Source organism: Arthrobacter sp. Z1-9 (assembly GCF_054792695.1).
The window spans coordinates 2,150,394-2,166,363 of the sequence record NZ_CP096456.1 but is presented as its reverse complement, the minus strand read 5'-3'; the positions used below and the strand labels follow the sequence as shown (position 1 = coordinate 2,166,363).

The 15,970-nt window shown below is 64.9% G+C and carries 14 protein-coding genes and 1 pseudogene; 10 read left to right on the top strand and 5 right to left on the bottom strand.

All coding sequences use genetic code 11. The annotated features are described in order from the left end of the window. Nucleotides 1–75 precede the first annotated feature (75 nt). Nucleotides 76–786 (top strand): DUF2306 domain-containing protein, encoded by a 711-nt coding sequence (locus M1D93_RS09965; protein WP_461174912.1) that lies wholly within the window; start codon nucleotides 76–78, stop codon nucleotides 784–786. Nucleotides 787–964: 178 nt separating this feature from the next. On the opposite strand, the gene M1D93_RS09960 is transcribed toward M1D93_RS09965, so the two are convergent. After that, complete coding sequence (locus M1D93_RS09960) at nucleotides 965–1,471, bottom strand: DoxX family protein (protein ID WP_461174911.1); 507 nt, start codon at nucleotides 1,469–1,471, stop codon at nucleotides 965–967. A gap of 96 nt (nucleotides 1,472–1,567) precedes the next feature. Here M1D93_RS09960 and M1D93_RS09955 point away from each other — a divergent pair, with 96 nt between their 5' ends. Further along, nucleotides 1,568–2,143, top strand: a complete 576-nt coding sequence (locus M1D93_RS09955) for a TetR/AcrR family transcriptional regulator (protein WP_461174910.1) — start codon at nucleotides 1,568–1,570, stop codon at nucleotides 2,141–2,143. A gap of 353 nt (nucleotides 2,144–2,496) precedes the next feature. On the opposite strand, the pseudogene M1D93_RS09950 reads toward M1D93_RS09955, so the two are convergent. Further along, nucleotides 2,497–2,619, bottom strand: a pseudogene (locus M1D93_RS09950) (helix-turn-helix domain-containing protein); the annotation flags it as partial. Between the two features lie 860 nt (nucleotides 2,620–3,479). On the opposite strand from M1D93_RS09950, the gene M1D93_RS09945 reads away from it, so the two are divergent. From M1D93_RS09945 to M1D93_RS09910, 8 genes are all read left to right on the top strand, one after another. Further along, nucleotides 3,480–4,673, top strand: coding sequence for a type III polyketide synthase (locus M1D93_RS09945; RefSeq protein WP_461174909.1), 1,194 nt, complete (start codon nucleotides 3,480–3,482; stop codon nucleotides 4,671–4,673). 50 nt (nucleotides 4,674–4,723) lie between these two features. Next, a complete protein-coding gene (locus M1D93_RS09940) occupies nucleotides 4,724–5,374 on the top strand; it encodes a methyltransferase domain-containing protein (RefSeq protein WP_461174986.1) in 651 nt (216 codons plus the stop codon). 1 nt (nucleotide 5,375) lies between these two features. Continuing rightward, entirely contained in the window at nucleotides 5,376–6,581 is a 1,206-nt protein-coding gene (locus M1D93_RS09935; RefSeq protein WP_461174908.1) for an FAD-dependent oxidoreductase, read from the top strand. A gap of 9 nt (nucleotides 6,582–6,590) precedes the next feature. Beyond that, nucleotides 6,591–7,271 (top strand): peptide deformylase, encoded by a 681-nt coding sequence (locus M1D93_RS09930; RefSeq protein WP_461174907.1) that lies wholly within the window; start codon nucleotides 6,591–6,593, stop codon nucleotides 7,269–7,271. A 57-nt stretch (nucleotides 7,272–7,328) separates the two neighbouring features. After that, entirely contained in the window at nucleotides 7,329–8,210 is an 882-nt protein-coding gene (locus M1D93_RS09925; RefSeq protein WP_461174906.1) for a putative RNA methyltransferase, read from the top strand. Nucleotides 8,211–8,336: 126 nt separating this feature from the next. Continuing rightward, nucleotides 8,337–8,801: an NfeD family protein gene (locus M1D93_RS09920; protein ID WP_461174905.1), complete on the top strand. Its 465-nt coding sequence runs from the start codon at nucleotides 8,337–8,339 to the stop codon at nucleotides 8,799–8,801. A 33-nt stretch (nucleotides 8,802–8,834) separates the two neighbouring features. Next, entirely contained in the window at nucleotides 8,835–9,779 is a 945-nt protein-coding gene (locus tag M1D93_RS09915) for an SPFH domain-containing protein (RefSeq protein ID WP_461174904.1), read from the top strand. A 249-nt stretch (nucleotides 9,780–10,028) separates the two neighbouring features. Continuing rightward, nucleotides 10,029–10,376, top strand: coding sequence for an RNA polymerase-binding protein RbpA (locus M1D93_RS09910; protein ID WP_013600997.1), 348 nt, complete (start codon nucleotides 10,029–10,031; stop codon nucleotides 10,374–10,376). 99 nt (nucleotides 10,377–10,475) lie between these two features. On the opposite strand, the gene M1D93_RS09905 is transcribed toward M1D93_RS09910, so the two are convergent. From M1D93_RS09905 to M1D93_RS09895, 3 genes are all read right to left on the bottom strand, one after another. Further along, nucleotides 10,476–11,219 (bottom strand): polyprenol monophosphomannose synthase, encoded by a 744-nt coding sequence (locus tag M1D93_RS09905; protein ID WP_461174903.1) that lies wholly within the window; start codon nucleotides 11,217–11,219, stop codon nucleotides 10,476–10,478. Between the two features lie 108 nt (nucleotides 11,220–11,327). Beyond that, nucleotides 11,328–12,980: an amidohydrolase gene (locus tag M1D93_RS09900; protein WP_461174902.1), complete on the bottom strand. Its 1,653-nt coding sequence runs from the start codon at nucleotides 12,978–12,980 to the stop codon at nucleotides 11,328–11,330. Nucleotides 12,981–13,031: 51 nt separating this feature from the next. Beyond that, nucleotides 13,032–15,962 (bottom strand): DEAD/DEAH box helicase, encoded by a 2,931-nt coding sequence (locus tag M1D93_RS09895; protein WP_461174901.1) that lies wholly within the window; start codon nucleotides 15,960–15,962, stop codon nucleotides 13,032–13,034. Nucleotides 15,963–15,970: the final 8 nt, after the last annotated feature.

The following is a 15,970-nucleotide window of genomic DNA, read 5'->3' as shown; positions in this document are numbered from 1 at the left end:
CACAAGGAACTCTGGGGGTTCCTGGACGGGCCCAACCCGGCGGGCGCGTGAGCCCACCCACCAGAGAGCGACACCATGCCAGCCCAAACCCTTCCCCGCTCCCGCCCCAAGCCACCCCGTACCCGATGGCTCGTACCCGCCGCCCTGATCCTCCTCAGCCTCGTCCCGATCATCGCCGGCGCAACGCGTCTGACCGAATTATCGGGAGGTCACATAACGCCGGATAACGTACGATTCTTCGACTCGCCCATCCCCGTGCTGATTCACATCCCCACTGTCACGGTGTACTTGGTGCTCGGGGCGTTCCAGTTCGTGCCCTCGCTCCGCCGCGGCAAGCCCGGCAGGCTCAGTTGGCACAAAATCGCCGGACGCATCCTTGCTCCCACCGGACTGCTCGCCGCGCTCTCCGGCCTGTGGATGGCGGTCTTCTACGACCTCCCGCCCCTGGACGGGCTGCTCCTTCTCATCCTGCGACTCGTCTTCGGCTCAGCCATGGTCGCCTTCATCATCCTGGGATTCATCGCCGTACGGCGCCACAACTACGTTCGGCACAGTGAATGGATGTCCCGCGCGTACGCCATCGGCATCTCCCAGGGAACCATCGTCGTCGTCACCATCCCCTGGATATTGCTGATAGGACCCGTTGACGAGCTAACCAGGGCCCTGCTGATCGGGGCATCCTGGGTACTGAGCCTGGCCGTGGCTGAATACTTCATCCACCGCCGGGCCCAAGGACCCGCGCGAACCGCCCGCCCTGCGGTCCAGCCTGCTCAAGCACGCTCTTGATTTCAAAAGACTTGTGCTCAACCCGGGTCCTGGCTGGCGACTTGCGGGACCATATAGCTCTGGAAAACGCCGCATGCTGCTCACGACAGTGAGAGTGCTTCACGACCGCGGTCGCACTCAACCTCGGAATCAAAACCGGATCCGTCACGGACATCTCCCTGCCACCCTGGCCGGCGCTTTATAGGTTCTTGGCAGGCAGTACTGTGCGGGTGGAAGCCGGTGTGCGGTGAATTAGAGGCCGGGCGTAGGGGAGCGCTACTGCGATCGTGGCACCGATGAATACCAGCTGTATCAGCGTCCGAGGCAGGAGCGCCGTGGCGGCTGCGCCGTTGACTATGAGTCCGGCCTGTGCGGCGTAAACGTTCGCCGGGAACATGGCCACCAGCAGCAGGGCCAGCCCGCCGGCCGCCCACGGCGCCGTTCGACGATGGAGGAGACCCGCGGCACCAAGCAGTTCCAGCACGCCCGTCGCTGTGACCAGCAGTTCGGGATTGGGCAGGGCCGGCGGCACCATGGCCACGAGTTCGCCCCGCATACCGTTGAAGTGAGCCACCCCGGTCAGGGTGAACATGGCCGCCAAGCCGCCACGCAGGCTGGTGTGCCACGACCGGAGCGGTTTGACGCCCATAGCCCCAGCGATACGAAGCAGGAGCGTGACGGCCAGGAGTGTAATGAGTGGTGCCATAGTGCGTTCCTTCCAGAGGCATCTATATCTTGACACTGACTAGATTACTCTTCGGCCCTAACTTGTCAATGACTAGATTGGGATTAGTCTTGGGGCATGAGCACATCGACGTACCATCACAAGAACCTTCCGCACACGATCATCAATGCCGCCCTCGATGTCATTGCAGAGTCGGGTCCGTCAGCAGTGAGTTTGCGGGATCTCGCCCGACGGGCCGGCGTTTCCCATGCCGCCCCCGCCCATCACTTTGGGGACAAAGCGGGCCTCTTGACTGCCGTTGCAGTGCAGGGCTTCTGTCTCCTCGCGGACGCGCTGGTGGAGGCGCAGCGGCGGACCGGTGACTTCTTGGAGGTGGGAGTGGCTTATGTCGGCTTCGCCGTCGAGCACCCAGCCCATTTTGCCGTAATGTTTCGCCCGGAGCTGTACCGGACAGAGGATCCGGAACTGGTTGCGGCGAAGGCTCGGGCGGGCGAGTCCCTCTACCGGGGGGTTGCGCCGTTCACATCCTCGGAATCAGGCCCGGTGTCACAGGACGCGGCGTTGGCGGCTTGGTCCCTGGTCCACGGGTTTTCCGCCCTTTGGCTCAGCGGCAGTCTGCCTCCGGGACTGCCGGCAGATCCGCGGGAGGCTGCCCGTGGGGTTGCCTCCGTTCTGTTTTCCGGACCGCAATAGCGCACGCCGCAAGCCAGCGGGTGCTCAATGGAGCTTGTCCAATGCCGGGCGGTCTGCAGCAAGAGCAGGAGCGCTTACAACGGCTCGGGAGGAACCGTCCGCCTATACGGGGGGTATGCCAACGCCTGTGCTGGCTACGAAGCTCTTTGTTCCCGCACCGCGCCCGCAGATCACTTCCCGGCCCCGGCTGTCTAAGCGCCTGAATGACGAACTGGGCCCAACCCGAAAGTGTCACTCGTGTGTGCTCCGCCAGCCTTCGGCAAAACCCCCCACCCATTTTCAAACGCCGATAGTTGATCTTCCGTAAAGCTACGGCAAAAGGGCGACCCGGCGGGGGAGGAGGTTCCCGCCTGCCTGGCTTGGCGTAGGTACTGGTAGACGATCTCCCTGCTGATCCCGTAATCGCGGGCAAGGACGACTTTTGAAATGCCGCTGCCAGCCCGCTGGACCAACTCGGCCGCCCGCTCCGGTGTAAGGGGACAGATCCCAGCGAGACGAAACTCAGTCCTCCGGTCCCTTTGCCAGTTCGAATGATGTTGAGCAGAACCGTAGTGCAGACAGCGTTAACACTATTGTTCTGGTGGGGGAGCGGTGTCGGCATTAGCCTTGGACGATCTACTTCATCTATGGCAGTGGCCGCCTACACGTGCCAGGATTCCTCCGGCTGAACGAGAACGGCTACCAGATGAGGGCCGTGTCGTTGCGGCCCTTGAGTGGGCTGGTCCGGAGACCCAGGAATAGGGCGCAGGCATTCCGCTTTAGCGATCTACAGCGTCGACAAGCTCTTGTATCTCTCGCTGAACAAGGACCGGTAAATCAAGACCCTCAATATTCTGCAGTCGGAGCCAGTCCAAACACTCTTACGAAGTCCTTTCGTCGGCGGCAATATAAGTTGATATCCCGATCGTGGCGGTTCGTGAGAGACCCGATGACATGAGAACCACTTCACTCGCCCTGGATACTCCCAGTTCGAGAAGCATCGTTACGTCTTGTGTAGGGCCTAGATCGTGGATGCCCCGCTCTGCGGCAAACGTGTTGAGTATGTCGTTGTAACAAGAGGTACTGGACGGGCTGCTTCTGACGTTGGACACGAGGAAGTCCATGCTGGAATGCTGGATCCTGGTGAGTTGCTGCGGTTTACGCAGACGTGGAGGCCGGAAGCCTCCGGGGCGCCACTCTCAGGGCCAGCTTTACATAATGTAGATTATCGGCGTTTGTAGCGGGCGCCGAAAGGGGCGAGCCAGCACCTCCCAAAGCCGGCCAACAACCCTGCGCCCGCACAATGAATCCGCAGGTCAGCATTGTCTTATTCCGGGCGCTCGTTAAGAATGAGTCAATGACGGTCTACGTGCGATCACTTGAAACTGCAGTCCCACAAACCATGCTGATTCAGACAGAAGCCCGTGACGTGTTTGCGGCCCAGCCCGGATTGTCCCGGCTCGGCTCACGGCTGGTCAGTACCTGCTTTGACTCCGCTGCCATTGATACGCGCTTTACCGCCGTGGAGGAACTCACCAGGGAGCATCGCTCCGACAACCCGCAGTTTTTCGATCCGGAGACCAACCTGCTGCTGAATCCCAGCACAAAGGTACGCAACGACATCTTCGGGCGCGAGGCCACCAAGCTGTTTGTGACCGCCGCCCGGGCAGCCGTCGAGGCCGCCCCGGAACTCGACTTACTTGACATAACTCATCTCATCACAGTTTCCTGCACCGGCTTCTTCAACCCGGGCCCTGACTACAAGATCGTCCGGGAGCTGGGCCTGGATCCGGCGGTCCAGCGCTACCACCTGGGCTTTATGGGCTGCTACGCGGCTTTCCCTGCCCTGCGCGCCGCAAAGCTGTTCTGCGAGGCCGACCCGCAGGCCGTCGTCCTGGTGGTATGCGCCGAGCTGTGTTCCCTGCACGTCCGCACCTCAAATGATCCGGACACGATCATGGGCTCAGCACTGTTCGCCGATGGTGCGGCTGCCGCCGTCGTCACCGCGCGCAGCGGTTCGGAGGAAAAGGCCCTGCTCCAGCTCGACCACTTCGAAACGGTGCTCACACCGGTTGGCGAGGACGCAATGGCATGGAACATCGGCGACCACGGCTTCGAGATGGTGCTGGGAAATTATGTGCCGCACATCATCGATGACCATATTGTCGGTGCCCTGCGGCCCCTTCTTGCCCTGGACCCGGAACTGGAGGCACTCCCCTACACATCCATCCGGCACTGGGCCATCCACCCCGGCGGCCGCAGCATTTTGGACAAGGTGCAGTCCCGGCTGGGCCTGTCAGATGAGCAACTGATTCCGGCGCGCGAGACGCTGCGGAACTACGGAAACATGAGCAGCGCGACGGTACTTTTTGTCCTCAAACACATCCTGGAACAGGAGCCGGAGAACGGGGACGAACGCATTTGCTCCATGGCCTTCGGCCCGGGACTCACGGTGGAGACGGCGCTGTTCACCAAACTGCGCCAGGCTCCCGGCGCAGGAGTGGCGGGCCAGATGCCGGGCCGCGCGGCGGCAGAAGTACCGGTCCCCTGAGCCCCTTGGACCTGCTGTTGCGGCACCGCGCCGTCGACGCCGTGGAATTGATGGACGCGCAGGACTGCGACGCCCGGCTCCTGCAGAACACCTACCGCCAGTTCGCACTGGTCAACCGCGCGCTTTCCGGATGGCGCAGGCTCTACGTCCGGGAGCTTCGTCCTTCCCTCGCCGCGAACAAGGCTGCAGCCTCCCTGCTGGACATCGGCTCCGGCGGCGGCGACCTTGCGCACATGTTGGCAGGATGGGCGCGCCGTGACGGACTCCCGCTGCGGATCACCGGCATAGACCCTGATCCGCGTGCCGCCCAGTTCGCGCTGGGACGCCCGCCCCTGCCCGGAGTCGCGTTCCGGCAGGCGCACAGTTCAGACCTTATCCGGGAAGGCGGACGGTTTGACTTCGTGATTTCGAACCACGTCCTGCACCACCTCCCGTCGGACGAACTGCAGCAATTGCTCGCCGATTCAGCCGCCCTTTCCACGAGGAAAGTGCTGCACAACGACCTGAGGCGGAGCCCCGCCGCTTACGCCCTTTTCTCAGCCGCAGCCCTCCCGTTCCGCCGTTCCTTCATCCGGCAGGACGGCCTGACGTCCATCCGCAGGAGCTACACCCCGGCCGAATTGGCCGCCCTCGCTCCCCCGGGCTGGAACGTCGAACCCACCGCGAGGTTCCACCAGGTTCTCGCCCTGCGCAGGAGCTGACATGGCACCGGAAACGGATGTCCTGATTATCGGCGGGGGCCCGGTGGGCCTGTACCTGGCCGCCCTGCTGCTTCAGGACGGCGTCAGCGTCAAGGTTCTGGAGCAGAGACAGGCCAGGAACCTGCATACACGGGCCATCGGCATCCACCCGCCTGCCCTTGAGGCTTTGCAGCAGATAGACATTGCCTCTCCCGCGGTCCGGGACGGAGTACAGATCCGCGAAGGGTTGGCAGTCAGCGGCGGAAAGACGGTTGGCACCATGCCGTTCGCCGGAGTCTCGGACGCCTTTCCCTTCGTGCTGGCCCTGCCCCAGTTCCGCACCGAGCAGCTCCTGGAGGAGCGCGTCCGCCAACTGGACAGCGCCGCCCTCGTCAGGGGTGTGCAGGCCAGGAAGGTGAAGGACGACGGCGGCCGGGTCACCGTCGTCGCCGGGCCTTCCGGGGACGACCACGGCGGCGAATCCGCGTGGCACGCCTCCTTCGTTGTAGCAGCCGACGGCGCACGCTCCCAGGTGCGCGGCTTCCTCGGCGTGCCCGTGCGCCAGAAAAATTATCCGGACCACTACCTCATGGGCGATTTCCAGGACTCCGGGTTGCACGGAGAACGGGCGGTCCTGTTCCTTGAGCCCGGCGGAATTGTCGAATCCTTTCCCCTGCCCGGCGGAATCCGGCGCTGGGTGGTGCGGCTGGGACGGCCTGCCGATAACGCCACGCCGGATGAGTTGGCGCGGCTGGTCCTGCGCCGGACCGGGATCCTCCCGCACACCGGAACCAACACCATGCTGAGTGCCTTCAGCGTCCGCTCCACCATGGCCCGGCGGATGATGGACGGAAGGGTGTTCCTGCTCGGCGATGCTGCCCACGAGATCAGCCCCATCGGCGGCCAGGGCATGAACCTCGGCTGGCTGGATGCCCGGGCCCTCGCTCCCCTGCTCCAGCGGGCGCTAGCTGCCGGAACCACGGACCAGCTGGACCGGCAGTTGAGGGAGTTTCAGGGTAGCCGGCAGCGTGCGGCGACGCTGGCAAAGCGGCAGTCTGAGATCAACATGATGCTGGGGCGGCCGCTGGCCCGGCCCCTGCTGGACCTTCGGAACCTGGGGATCAGCGCGGCGGCTGCCACCCCGTCCGTCAACCGGTGGGTAGCCCGGCGTTTCACCATGCAGGAGCTGGACAGGCAACCAGGGCGGGCACGGGCGCCCGGCCGCTAGGCTTTCCCCATGAGCCAAGGCCCGCCGGAAACCGTATACACCGCAGAGCAGATCCGGGAACCCGTGGAACGGATCCTCGAAGCAGGCGCCCTCCCGCCCATTGTGCAGGCAGGTCATCCCGCGCTGAGGCAGCGCGCCGCCGCCTTTGACGGGCAACTGTCGGACGACCAACTCGTGCGCCTCATAATCCTTATGCGCCAGGTGATGCATGAGGCTCCGGGTGTGGGGCTGGCGGCGCCCCAACTCGGCATACCGCTGCAGCTGGCCGTCGTCGAGGACCAGTTCGACGTCGACCCCGAGGCCGCTGCCCTCCGTCACCGAAGCCCGCTGGACTTCCTTGCGGTCCTGAACCCCCGCTACACGCCGCTGGGGACGGGCTTGGCGTCCTTTTACGAGGGCTGCCTGTCCCTCAACGGCCTCCAGGCCGTGGTGGCCCGCCCCGATAATGTGCTTCTTGAGTTTCAGGCTCCTGACGGCGCAAGGATCCAGCGGAAGTTTTCCGGCTGGCAGGCCAGGATTGTGCAACATGAGACTGACCACCTCAACGGTGTGCTGTACGTGGACCGCGCCCAGCTCAGGTCCCTGAGCAGCAACGCCGAATACGCCGCGCACTGGGCCGACCCGGGTATCAGCAAGGCGCAGCAGGGGCTCGGTTTCGAAGCCGGTCCTGCCGGCATCAGCCTCTGCTGACCTTCCAGCACCACCGCCCGTCCAGGGATGAACCGGGTGCGCCATAGGATGGTTCCCATGCCCTCCACGACCGACCTTCCGCTGTTGTGCCCGGTGTGCCGAAATCCGCTGGAACTTCGGGCCGCTTCGGACCAAGGTCGCCTGGCGTGCCCGTCCGGCCACAGCTTCGACGCCGCACGCCAGGGCTACTTCAATCTGCTGGTCGGGAAGGGTACTGCCTTCGAGGCCGATACTGCGGACATGGTCCAGGCACGCTCCGACTTCCTGGCCGCCGGGCATTACCGGCCGCTGGCAGCCGCTGTGGCAGCCGCCGTCGTGCCCTGCTTGCCCGAAGGGCGCGGCGCAGTCCTCGATGCCGGGACCGGAACGGGGCATTACCTGCGGGCGGTGCTGGATCATGCCGCCGCCCGGAACCGCCGTCAGGTGGCTGCCCTGGGCCTGGACATCTCCAAATTCGCCCTGCGCCGGGCCGCGCGCCTGAACTCCGAGGCCGTGAACCTGGTGTGCGATGTCTGGCAGCCCTTGCCGCTGGCGGACCACTCGTTGGACGTCATTACGGTCGTCTTTGCGCCACGCAATGCGGCGGAATTTGCCCGCGTCCTGCGGCCCGCCGGGCGCCTGGTGGTGGTCACCCCGCGGCGCGGGCATCTTGCTGCCATCGCCACTGTTACCGGGATGCTTGGCATCGAGGAAGGCAAGGAAGCGCGGTTGGCTGAAGCGATGGGCAGCCATTTCGACGCCGAAACAGGCGCCGACGTCGATATACCCCTGGCACTGACGCGCCGGGAGGCCGCCGACCTTGCCTACATGGGACCGGCCGGCCACCACCTCGACCGGATGGAACTGTCTGAACGATTGCAGGCCGTGCCGGAGCCGATCCAGGCCGAAGCGCATTTCCGGCTGACGGTCTTCCGGCCCCGGATCCCCGCCGCGACGTAACGACTTGGCCACTATCGCCGCACGGCTGGTGAGAGCCAGCCCACAGTGAAGGGGGCCGCACTAAGATTGAAGGACAGTTACTGGCGGGTGCGCGCGTGCGCCTCCCCGTAGCGAAGGGGGAGAACGTTGTTCGAATGGCTCGGGGAAAACTGGTGGGCGTTGTGGCTCACGGCCTTCCTGGCGTTTGCCGTGATCGAGATGATCACCCTTGACCTGTTTTTTATCATGCTCGGCGGAGGAACCCTCGCCGCACTCGTCGCGGACTTCGCGGGCGCCGACCTGTGGCTCCAGATTGTGGTCTTCTGCGTGGTGTCCCTGCTCATGATTGCCTTTGTCCGGCCCGTGGCCCTGGCCCACCTGAAAAACGGTCCGTCAGAGCAGCGCACCAACATCGACCGGCTGATCGGTGAGCAGGCCGTGGTGATGGAACCGGTGACATCCGACAGCGGCCTGGTCAAGATTGGCGGAGACATCTGGACAGCCCGTTCTGCAGGGGGCGTCCTTCCCGCCGGCCAGAAAGTCGTGGTTTCCGCCATCGATGGGGCCACGGCAGTGGTTTCAGCGCCGCCGGAAGCAGCAAGCCAGTCCTGATGCAGCCTGAACAAATGGGGAACAAGGAGATGTATGGATAACGCAGGAGGAACTGCATTGGCCATTGTGCTGGTGGTCCTGATCGTGTTTGTGATTATTGTGCTGGTCCGGTCGGTGCGGATCATCCCGCAGGCGCGCGCCGGTGTGGTTGAACGCCTGGGCAAGTACCAGCGGACGCTCAACCCAGGGCTGACCATCCTGATCCCGTTTGTGGACCGGCTCCTGCCGTTGCTGGATCTCCGCGAACAAGTGGTGTCGTTCCCTCCGCAGCCGGTTATCACCGAGGACAACCTGGTGGTCTCCATCGACACGGTGGTCTACTTCCAGGTCACGGATCCCCGGGCCGCCACCTACGAAATCGCCAATTACATCCAGGCAGTCGAGCAGCTGACCACTACCACCCTGCGCAACGTCGTAGGCGGCCTGAACCTCGAAGAAGCACTCACATCCCGTGACCAGATCAACGGCCAGCTGCGCGGCGTCCTGGACGAGGCAACGGGACGTTGGGGCATCCGTGTTTCCCGGGTGGAGCTCAAGGCCATCGATCCGCCCCATTCCATCCAGGACTCCATGGAAAAGCAGATGCGCGCGGAGCGGGACCGGCGTGCCGCAATCCTTACAGCCGAAGGAACCAAGCAGTCAGCCATCCTGACGGCCGAAGGCCAGCGGCAGGCGTCCATCCTGGCGGCTGAAGGCGATGCCAAGGCCGCCATCCTCCGCGCGGACGGCGAGGCGCAGGCCATCCAGAAGGTCTTTGACGCCATCCACAAGGGCAACCCTGACCAGAAGCTGCTGGCATACCAATACCTGCAGACCCTTCCAAAGCTCGCAGAGGGTTCTTCCAACAAGCTCTGGATCATCCCCAGCGAAGTCGGCGAAGCCCTCAAGGGAATCGGTAACGCGCTGGGGGGAACCAACCCTGATCCCGCCGCGGCCGGGTTGTTCGACGAGGTGCGGGTTAAGACCTCCGAGCCATAAGTTCAAGGCCGGGTGAAGGCACAAAGAGGGGATCCGCAGCTGCTGCGGATCCCCTCTCTTTTGGTCGGCATGGCATGACACCCGTATAATGGGGTATTTGTCCGGCAGGAGCAGATCCGCTGGAACAACCAAGCTTCGCAATGCGTTGAATCTTAAGATGCAGCACAGAGCACACAGTAGTCCGGCGGTGCTTTTCAGCCACCGGCTTGCGCGGGGTTTTACTCCGCGAACCGACCAGAGGGAGAAAACATGAGCGATCGCAGCCTGCGGGGCATGCGCCTTGGTGCGCAAAGCATGGAGACCGAGTCCGGAGTCGAGCCGGCTCCGCGCCAGCGCGTCGAGTACCGGTGCGAGGACGGCGAGCAGGTCTTCGTTACGTTTTCATCCGAGGCGGAGATTCCCCCGGTCTGGGTTTCCAAGACCGGCAAGGAAGCTCTCCTGGTCGACGGCGAACGCCCGGACACCAGCAATGACAAGGCTGTCCGCACGCACTGGGACATGCTGCTGGAACGCCGCTCGCTTCCGGAGCTGGAGCAGATCCTGGAGGATCGGCTGACCATCCTGCGTGAACGCCGTGGAGAGCGCCGCTCCGCCTAGCATCCTACAAATGCACGAAGGGCCGTCCCCCATAATGTGGGGGGACGGCCCTTGGTTCTTTAACGCACTGCCGTTTGTCACCACAGCCGCGTTCGGTAGTTAAGGCTGGGCCGGGACCTTTTTGCGGGTCAGGGTGTTCCAGCGGGCCTGGAGTCCCCACTTGGTGACATTGATCATTGCCTCCACCACAATGTTGCCGCTCATTTTGGAGGCGCCCAATTCCCGTTCCACAAAGGTGATGGGCCGTTCCTCGATCCGCAGGCCCATGCGGGATACGCGCCAGGCGAGGTCCACCTGGAAGCCGTAACCCACCGAGTCCACTTGGTCCAGGTTGAGCTTTTCCAGCGTTGTCCTGCGGAAGGCACGGTAGCCTCCGGTGACGTCCTTGATCTTCAGGCCCAGCATGAGGCGGGCATAGGTGCTTCCCACCCGCGAGATGGCCTGCCGGTACAGCGGCCAGTTCACCACGCTTCCGCCTGGGACCCAGCGGGAACCCATGGCAAGGTCGGCACCCTGGTCGATGGCCTCGAGGAGCTGGGGAAGCTGTTCGGGCTGGTGCGAGCCGTCCGCGTCCATTTCCACCAGGACGTCGTATCCGGCGGCCAGGCCCCACCGGAAGCCGGCAATGTAGGCGGCGCCCAGCCCTTCCTTGCCCTTGCGGTGCAGCACGTGCACCTGGGAGTCCTCGGCAGCGATCCCGTCGGCAAGCCGGCCCGTCCCGTCAGGGCTGTTGTCATCCACCACCAGCACGTCCGAGGCAGGTACGGCTGCACGGAGCCGTTGCAGCGTGATGGGCAGCGATTCCAGCTCGTTGTAGGTAGGGATGATGGTAAGGACGCGCACAGAAGGCCTTCCTGGAGGGAACGGTCGGTGCACCCGCGGACGAGCATAGTCGCTGGCAGGCGCAGCTACCCATTATAGAGCGGACGGTACGGGGGCCAGGAACGCAGGTCAGGAACGCAGGGCAGGGCTGGCGTACAGCTCGATTCCGTCCCTCACCGTCTGAAGGCACAGCGGGTCCGAGCCTGTGTCCAGTGCCGGCAGCAACGGCGTCCGGGCCCTTGGATCGGTGCTCCAGGACTGGACCCTGCCGTCGGCCACCTGCACCATCAGTTCCTCGGCTTCCCAGACGGCGAAGCTGGCCGGAGCTCCGGGGACAAGCTGGCCGGCCATCGGGTTGGGATACCTGGCTGCACGCCACCCTGCCCGGGTGTGGCCCAGGAAAGCCGCGCGCGCCGAAATCCGCTCATCGTCATTGTGGTGCTCCAGGCAGGCCCGGACGCTGGACCAGGGGCGCAGCGGCGTCACGGGACTGTCACTGCCAAAGCACACCGGAACGCCGGCGGAGTAGAGGCTGGCAAAAGGATTCATGGTTTTTCCCCGCTCCCCCAGCCGCTTCTCGTACAGTCCTCCAGGACCTCCCCAGGCAGCATCGAAGGCAGGCTGGGCACTCACCGTCACGGAGTAGCGGGCCAGCGTTTTGATGGCTGCCGCGTCCACCATCTCCACGTGCTCAAACCGGTGGCCTGCAGCCCGGACGCGCTGCTCCCCCACTTCGGCGGCCGCCAGGTCCAACGCCTCCAGTGCGGCATCCAGCCCGGCATCCCCGATGACGTGAAATCCGCCCTGGATCCCCACAAGGGAACAGGCAGCAAGATGGGCTGCCGCCTCCTCGACACTCAGGTAAAGGCTGCCGGACTCGTCGGGGGCGTCGCTGTAACCGGACCTCAGGGCCGCAGTGCGTGATCCTATGGAGCCGTCGATGTTCAGGTCGCCGGCCAGGCCCCGGACGCCCACCCCGAGTTGATCCAGGATGCTGCGGGCGTGATCTTCGGATGTCGCCAGTTCACCCCAGTAAGGCAACACTTCAGGCGCCGGCACTCCCCCGCTGTTCCAGCCTGCCGCCAGCCTGAGGTCCTCCGCGCCCCCTAAGTGCGGAGCGCCGATCTCCGCGACTGCCACGTAACCGTTGGCGGCGGCCTCAGCCAGGGCCCGGCGCTGGTGCCGCCGAAGCACCTCTTCCGGGAGCCGGCGCGTTGCCTGCCGGGCTGCGGCGTGCGCGGCCCGTCGAACCCTTGCGCCGCCGTCGAAACCATCGAGGCCGGGAAGGCCTGCTAAGACTGCCAGGGACGGTGAGACCAAGGCTGAGTGGACGTCCACCCGGGACAGGTACACCGGGCGGCCTCCTGAAGCCCGCTCCAGTTCCTCGGAACTTGGCAGCGTGGCGTCGGCCCAATTGGTCTCATCCCAGCCGTGGCCCAGGACCGGGCCGTCGCCAGGGGCGGCGGCCACGGCATCCAATACCTCACGCGCCGAGTTGGCCTTCTGCAGCGCCAGGGTATCCAGGGCGATTCCTGTTTCCGTCAAGTGCATGTGGGAGTCAACGAAACCGGGAGCAACCAGGGCACCGCGGAGGTCGATGATGTCCATGGAGCTGTCAGCGATGGAAGAAGCTGCCTGTTCGGATCCCACCCACGCCACCGTGTCTCCGTCCACCAGCATGGCGGTGGCAAAGGGGTCAGCGGCTGTGTAGACGGAGCCGTTGCGGTAGAGCACCGGGCTGGTCCTGGAGCGGGATCCGGGCAAGTCTTCGGGATGGGGCATAGGTAAGCAGAACTCCTGGAGGTAGGTCGGCCCGCAGCAGCGGGCGGCAGGTCAGAGGACGGAAGAGTAGGCCACGACGCCGCGCCGGATCAGCGAAATCGCGTCGGAGCAAAGGCGTGCGAGGCGGGGATCCAGGTCGGGGATCTTTGCGAGCTGGTCCAGCAGGTCAACCACCTGCTTCACCCAGCGGACAAAGTCTCCCGCCGCCAGGTCGGTGCCGCTGAGGACGTCCTGCAAGTGCCGGCCGCGCGCCCACTTGTAGATCGGCCACACCAGGCCCAGTTCGGGCTCGCCCGTCAACGGAAGCTTGTTCTCCTCTTCCGTGTCCTCCAGGGCGGACCATTCACGCACAACAATGTCCACAGAGGTCTCCAGGGAGACACTGGGCATCCGCGGGCGCAGCCCCCGGTCCTCGCGCTTGGCCTGATACACCAGGACACTGGCAAGGGCTGCGACTTCCGCGGCGTCAAGGTCCTCGAAGGCGCCAAGCCGGAGGGACTGGGAGATCAGCAGGTCCTTCTCGCCGTAAATCCGCCGCAGCCGCTGCCCGTCCGGGCTGATGATAAGCCTGCCGTCGGTGGTCGGTTCGAGGTAGCCGTAGGAGGACAGGACGTCGCAGACCCGGTCGAACGTCTTGGCGATGGTGTTGGTCCGGCCCTGGATCTGCCGGACCAGCCCATCCGTTTCCCGCCGGAGCTTCCACCAGCGTTCGGACCAGCGTGCATGGTCCTCCCGCTCGCTGCACCCGTGGCAGGGATGCGCGCGGAGGGCACGGCGAAGGTCGGCGATGCGCTTTTCCTGGTTCGGCAGGGCCGTGGCGAGGCCGAAGTCGTTGTTGCGGTTATTGCCGGGGGCAGGCGGCCGGTTTTCCCGGAGCGCGTTCCGGGCCGATGATGCGAGGTCGCGGCGGGACTTGGGAACCTTGGCGTTGAAGGACTTGGGGATGCGGATGCGGGTCACCGGTGCGATGGGGCCTTCGAGGTCATCGGTCCCGATGCGGCGCAGCTGGTTGTCCAGCGTCAGCACGGCCGGTCGGGGCTCCCGGCTGCTGTGGTCGGAGCTCAGCACAATCGCGGGCCCGGGTGCGCGTCCGCCCGGAACGTGCACAACGTCTCCCGGAAGCAGGCGTGCCAGCGAATCATCGCTGAGCGACTTCCGGGCGCGTGACTTCGTGCGGGAGGTGTTGTTCTCGGCGTCGGACAGTTCCCGCCGCAGCCTGGCGTACTCCGTGAAGTCCCCGAGGTGGCACGTCATCGACTTCGCATAGCCGGCCAGGGATTCCTCGCGGCTGCGGACCTGCCTTGCCAAGCCGACTACCGAGCGGTCCGCCTGGAACTGCGCAAAGGAGGACTCCAGGATCTCGCGGGCCCTCACCCGGCCGAACTGGGCCAGCAGGTTGATGCTCATGTTGTACGTGGGCCGGAAACTGGAGTTGAGGGGGTAGGTACGGCGCGACGCGAGGCCGGCGACCGCCGTCGGGTCCGTTCCCGGCTGCCACAGCACCACGGCGTGGCCTTCGACATCGATGCCACGCCGCCCGGCGCGGCCCGTCAGCTGGGTGTACTCCCCGGCAGTGATGTCCACGTGCGCTTCACCGTTGAACTTGTCCAGCTTTTCGAGCACCACGGAGCGGGCAGGCATGTTGACGCCGAGGGCAAGAGTCTCCGTCGCGAAAACAGCCTTCACCAGGCCGTCCGCGAAGAGCTTTTCCACCACCTCCTTGAAGGTGGGCAGCATACCGGCATGGTGCGCCGCGAAACCCCGAAGCAGCCCGTCCCGCCAGGTCCAGAAGCCCAGAACGTCAAGGTCGTCCGGGGGGATGTCGTGGCCGGCCTCGTCCACGCGTTCGGCGATGATCCGCTGCTCTTTTTCCGTGGTCAGCCACAGCCCGGAACCGACGCACTGGGCGACGGCAGCGTCACAGCCTGCCCGGGAGAAGATAAAGGTGATGGCCGGCAGGAGGTCCATGCGGTCAAGGCTTGCGATCACCTGCGGGCGGCTGGCCGGGCGCACTCCCCGTTCGTCGCCGCCCCTGCCGGGCCGGTCGTTCCCGCGCCTGCCGCGCTGGCCGCGGCCGCCGGGGGCAGACCTGGCACGGAAGCTCTGCATGCTTTCGCTGCGGGCCACGGTGAGGAGATCGGGGTTGACGTCGAAGCCCCGGCTCTTGGACGTGTTCTTTGGAGATTCCCCTTGGGCTTCGTCGGAGTCCACGGGTGGAGCGATCTCGTCGAAAGTGGTTTCCCCGGCAAAGAGGTCCATGATCTGGCGGCCCACCATAACGTGCTGCCACAGCGGCACCGGCCGGTGCTCGGAAACAATGATGTCCGTGTCGCCACGGACGGTATCAAGCCAGGCGCCGAATTCCTCGGCATTGGAGACTGTGGCGCTCAGGGAAGCCACCTGCACTTCGCTGGGGAGATGGATGATGACCTCTTCCCAGACCGCACCACGGAAACGGTCAGCAAGGTAGTGCACCTCGTCCATCACCACGTAGCCCAGGTCGCCCAGGGTTGCCGAGTCGGCGTAGAGCATGTTGCGCAGGACTTCGGTGGTCATCACCACCACGGGAGCATCACCGTTGATGCTGGTGTCACCGGTCAGCAGACCCACGCTGTCAGCTCCATATTTGTCGCTGAGCTCTGTGAACTTCTGGTTGCTCAGCGCCTTGATGGGTGTGGTGTAAAAAGCCTTCAGGCCCCGCTCGAGCGCGAGGTAGATCGCGAACTCGCCAACAATGGTTTTGCCGGCCCCGGTGGGCGCTGCAACGAGCACGCCCCTGCCTTCCTGCAGGGAGCGGCAGGCCTGCCGCTGGAAGTCGTCCAGCTCGAAGTCCAGAGTGCGGGAGAAGGCGCCGAGGTAGGTGGCTGCCTCCGCCCTCCGTTCGGCACTGAGGCGGTACCTCTCGGCCGGTGAGAGCTCTTCGGGATCACCGGGACCGGGAGAGAATGGCCTGGGCTGAAACGAACCGTCGGTGGAGGACATACCCCAAG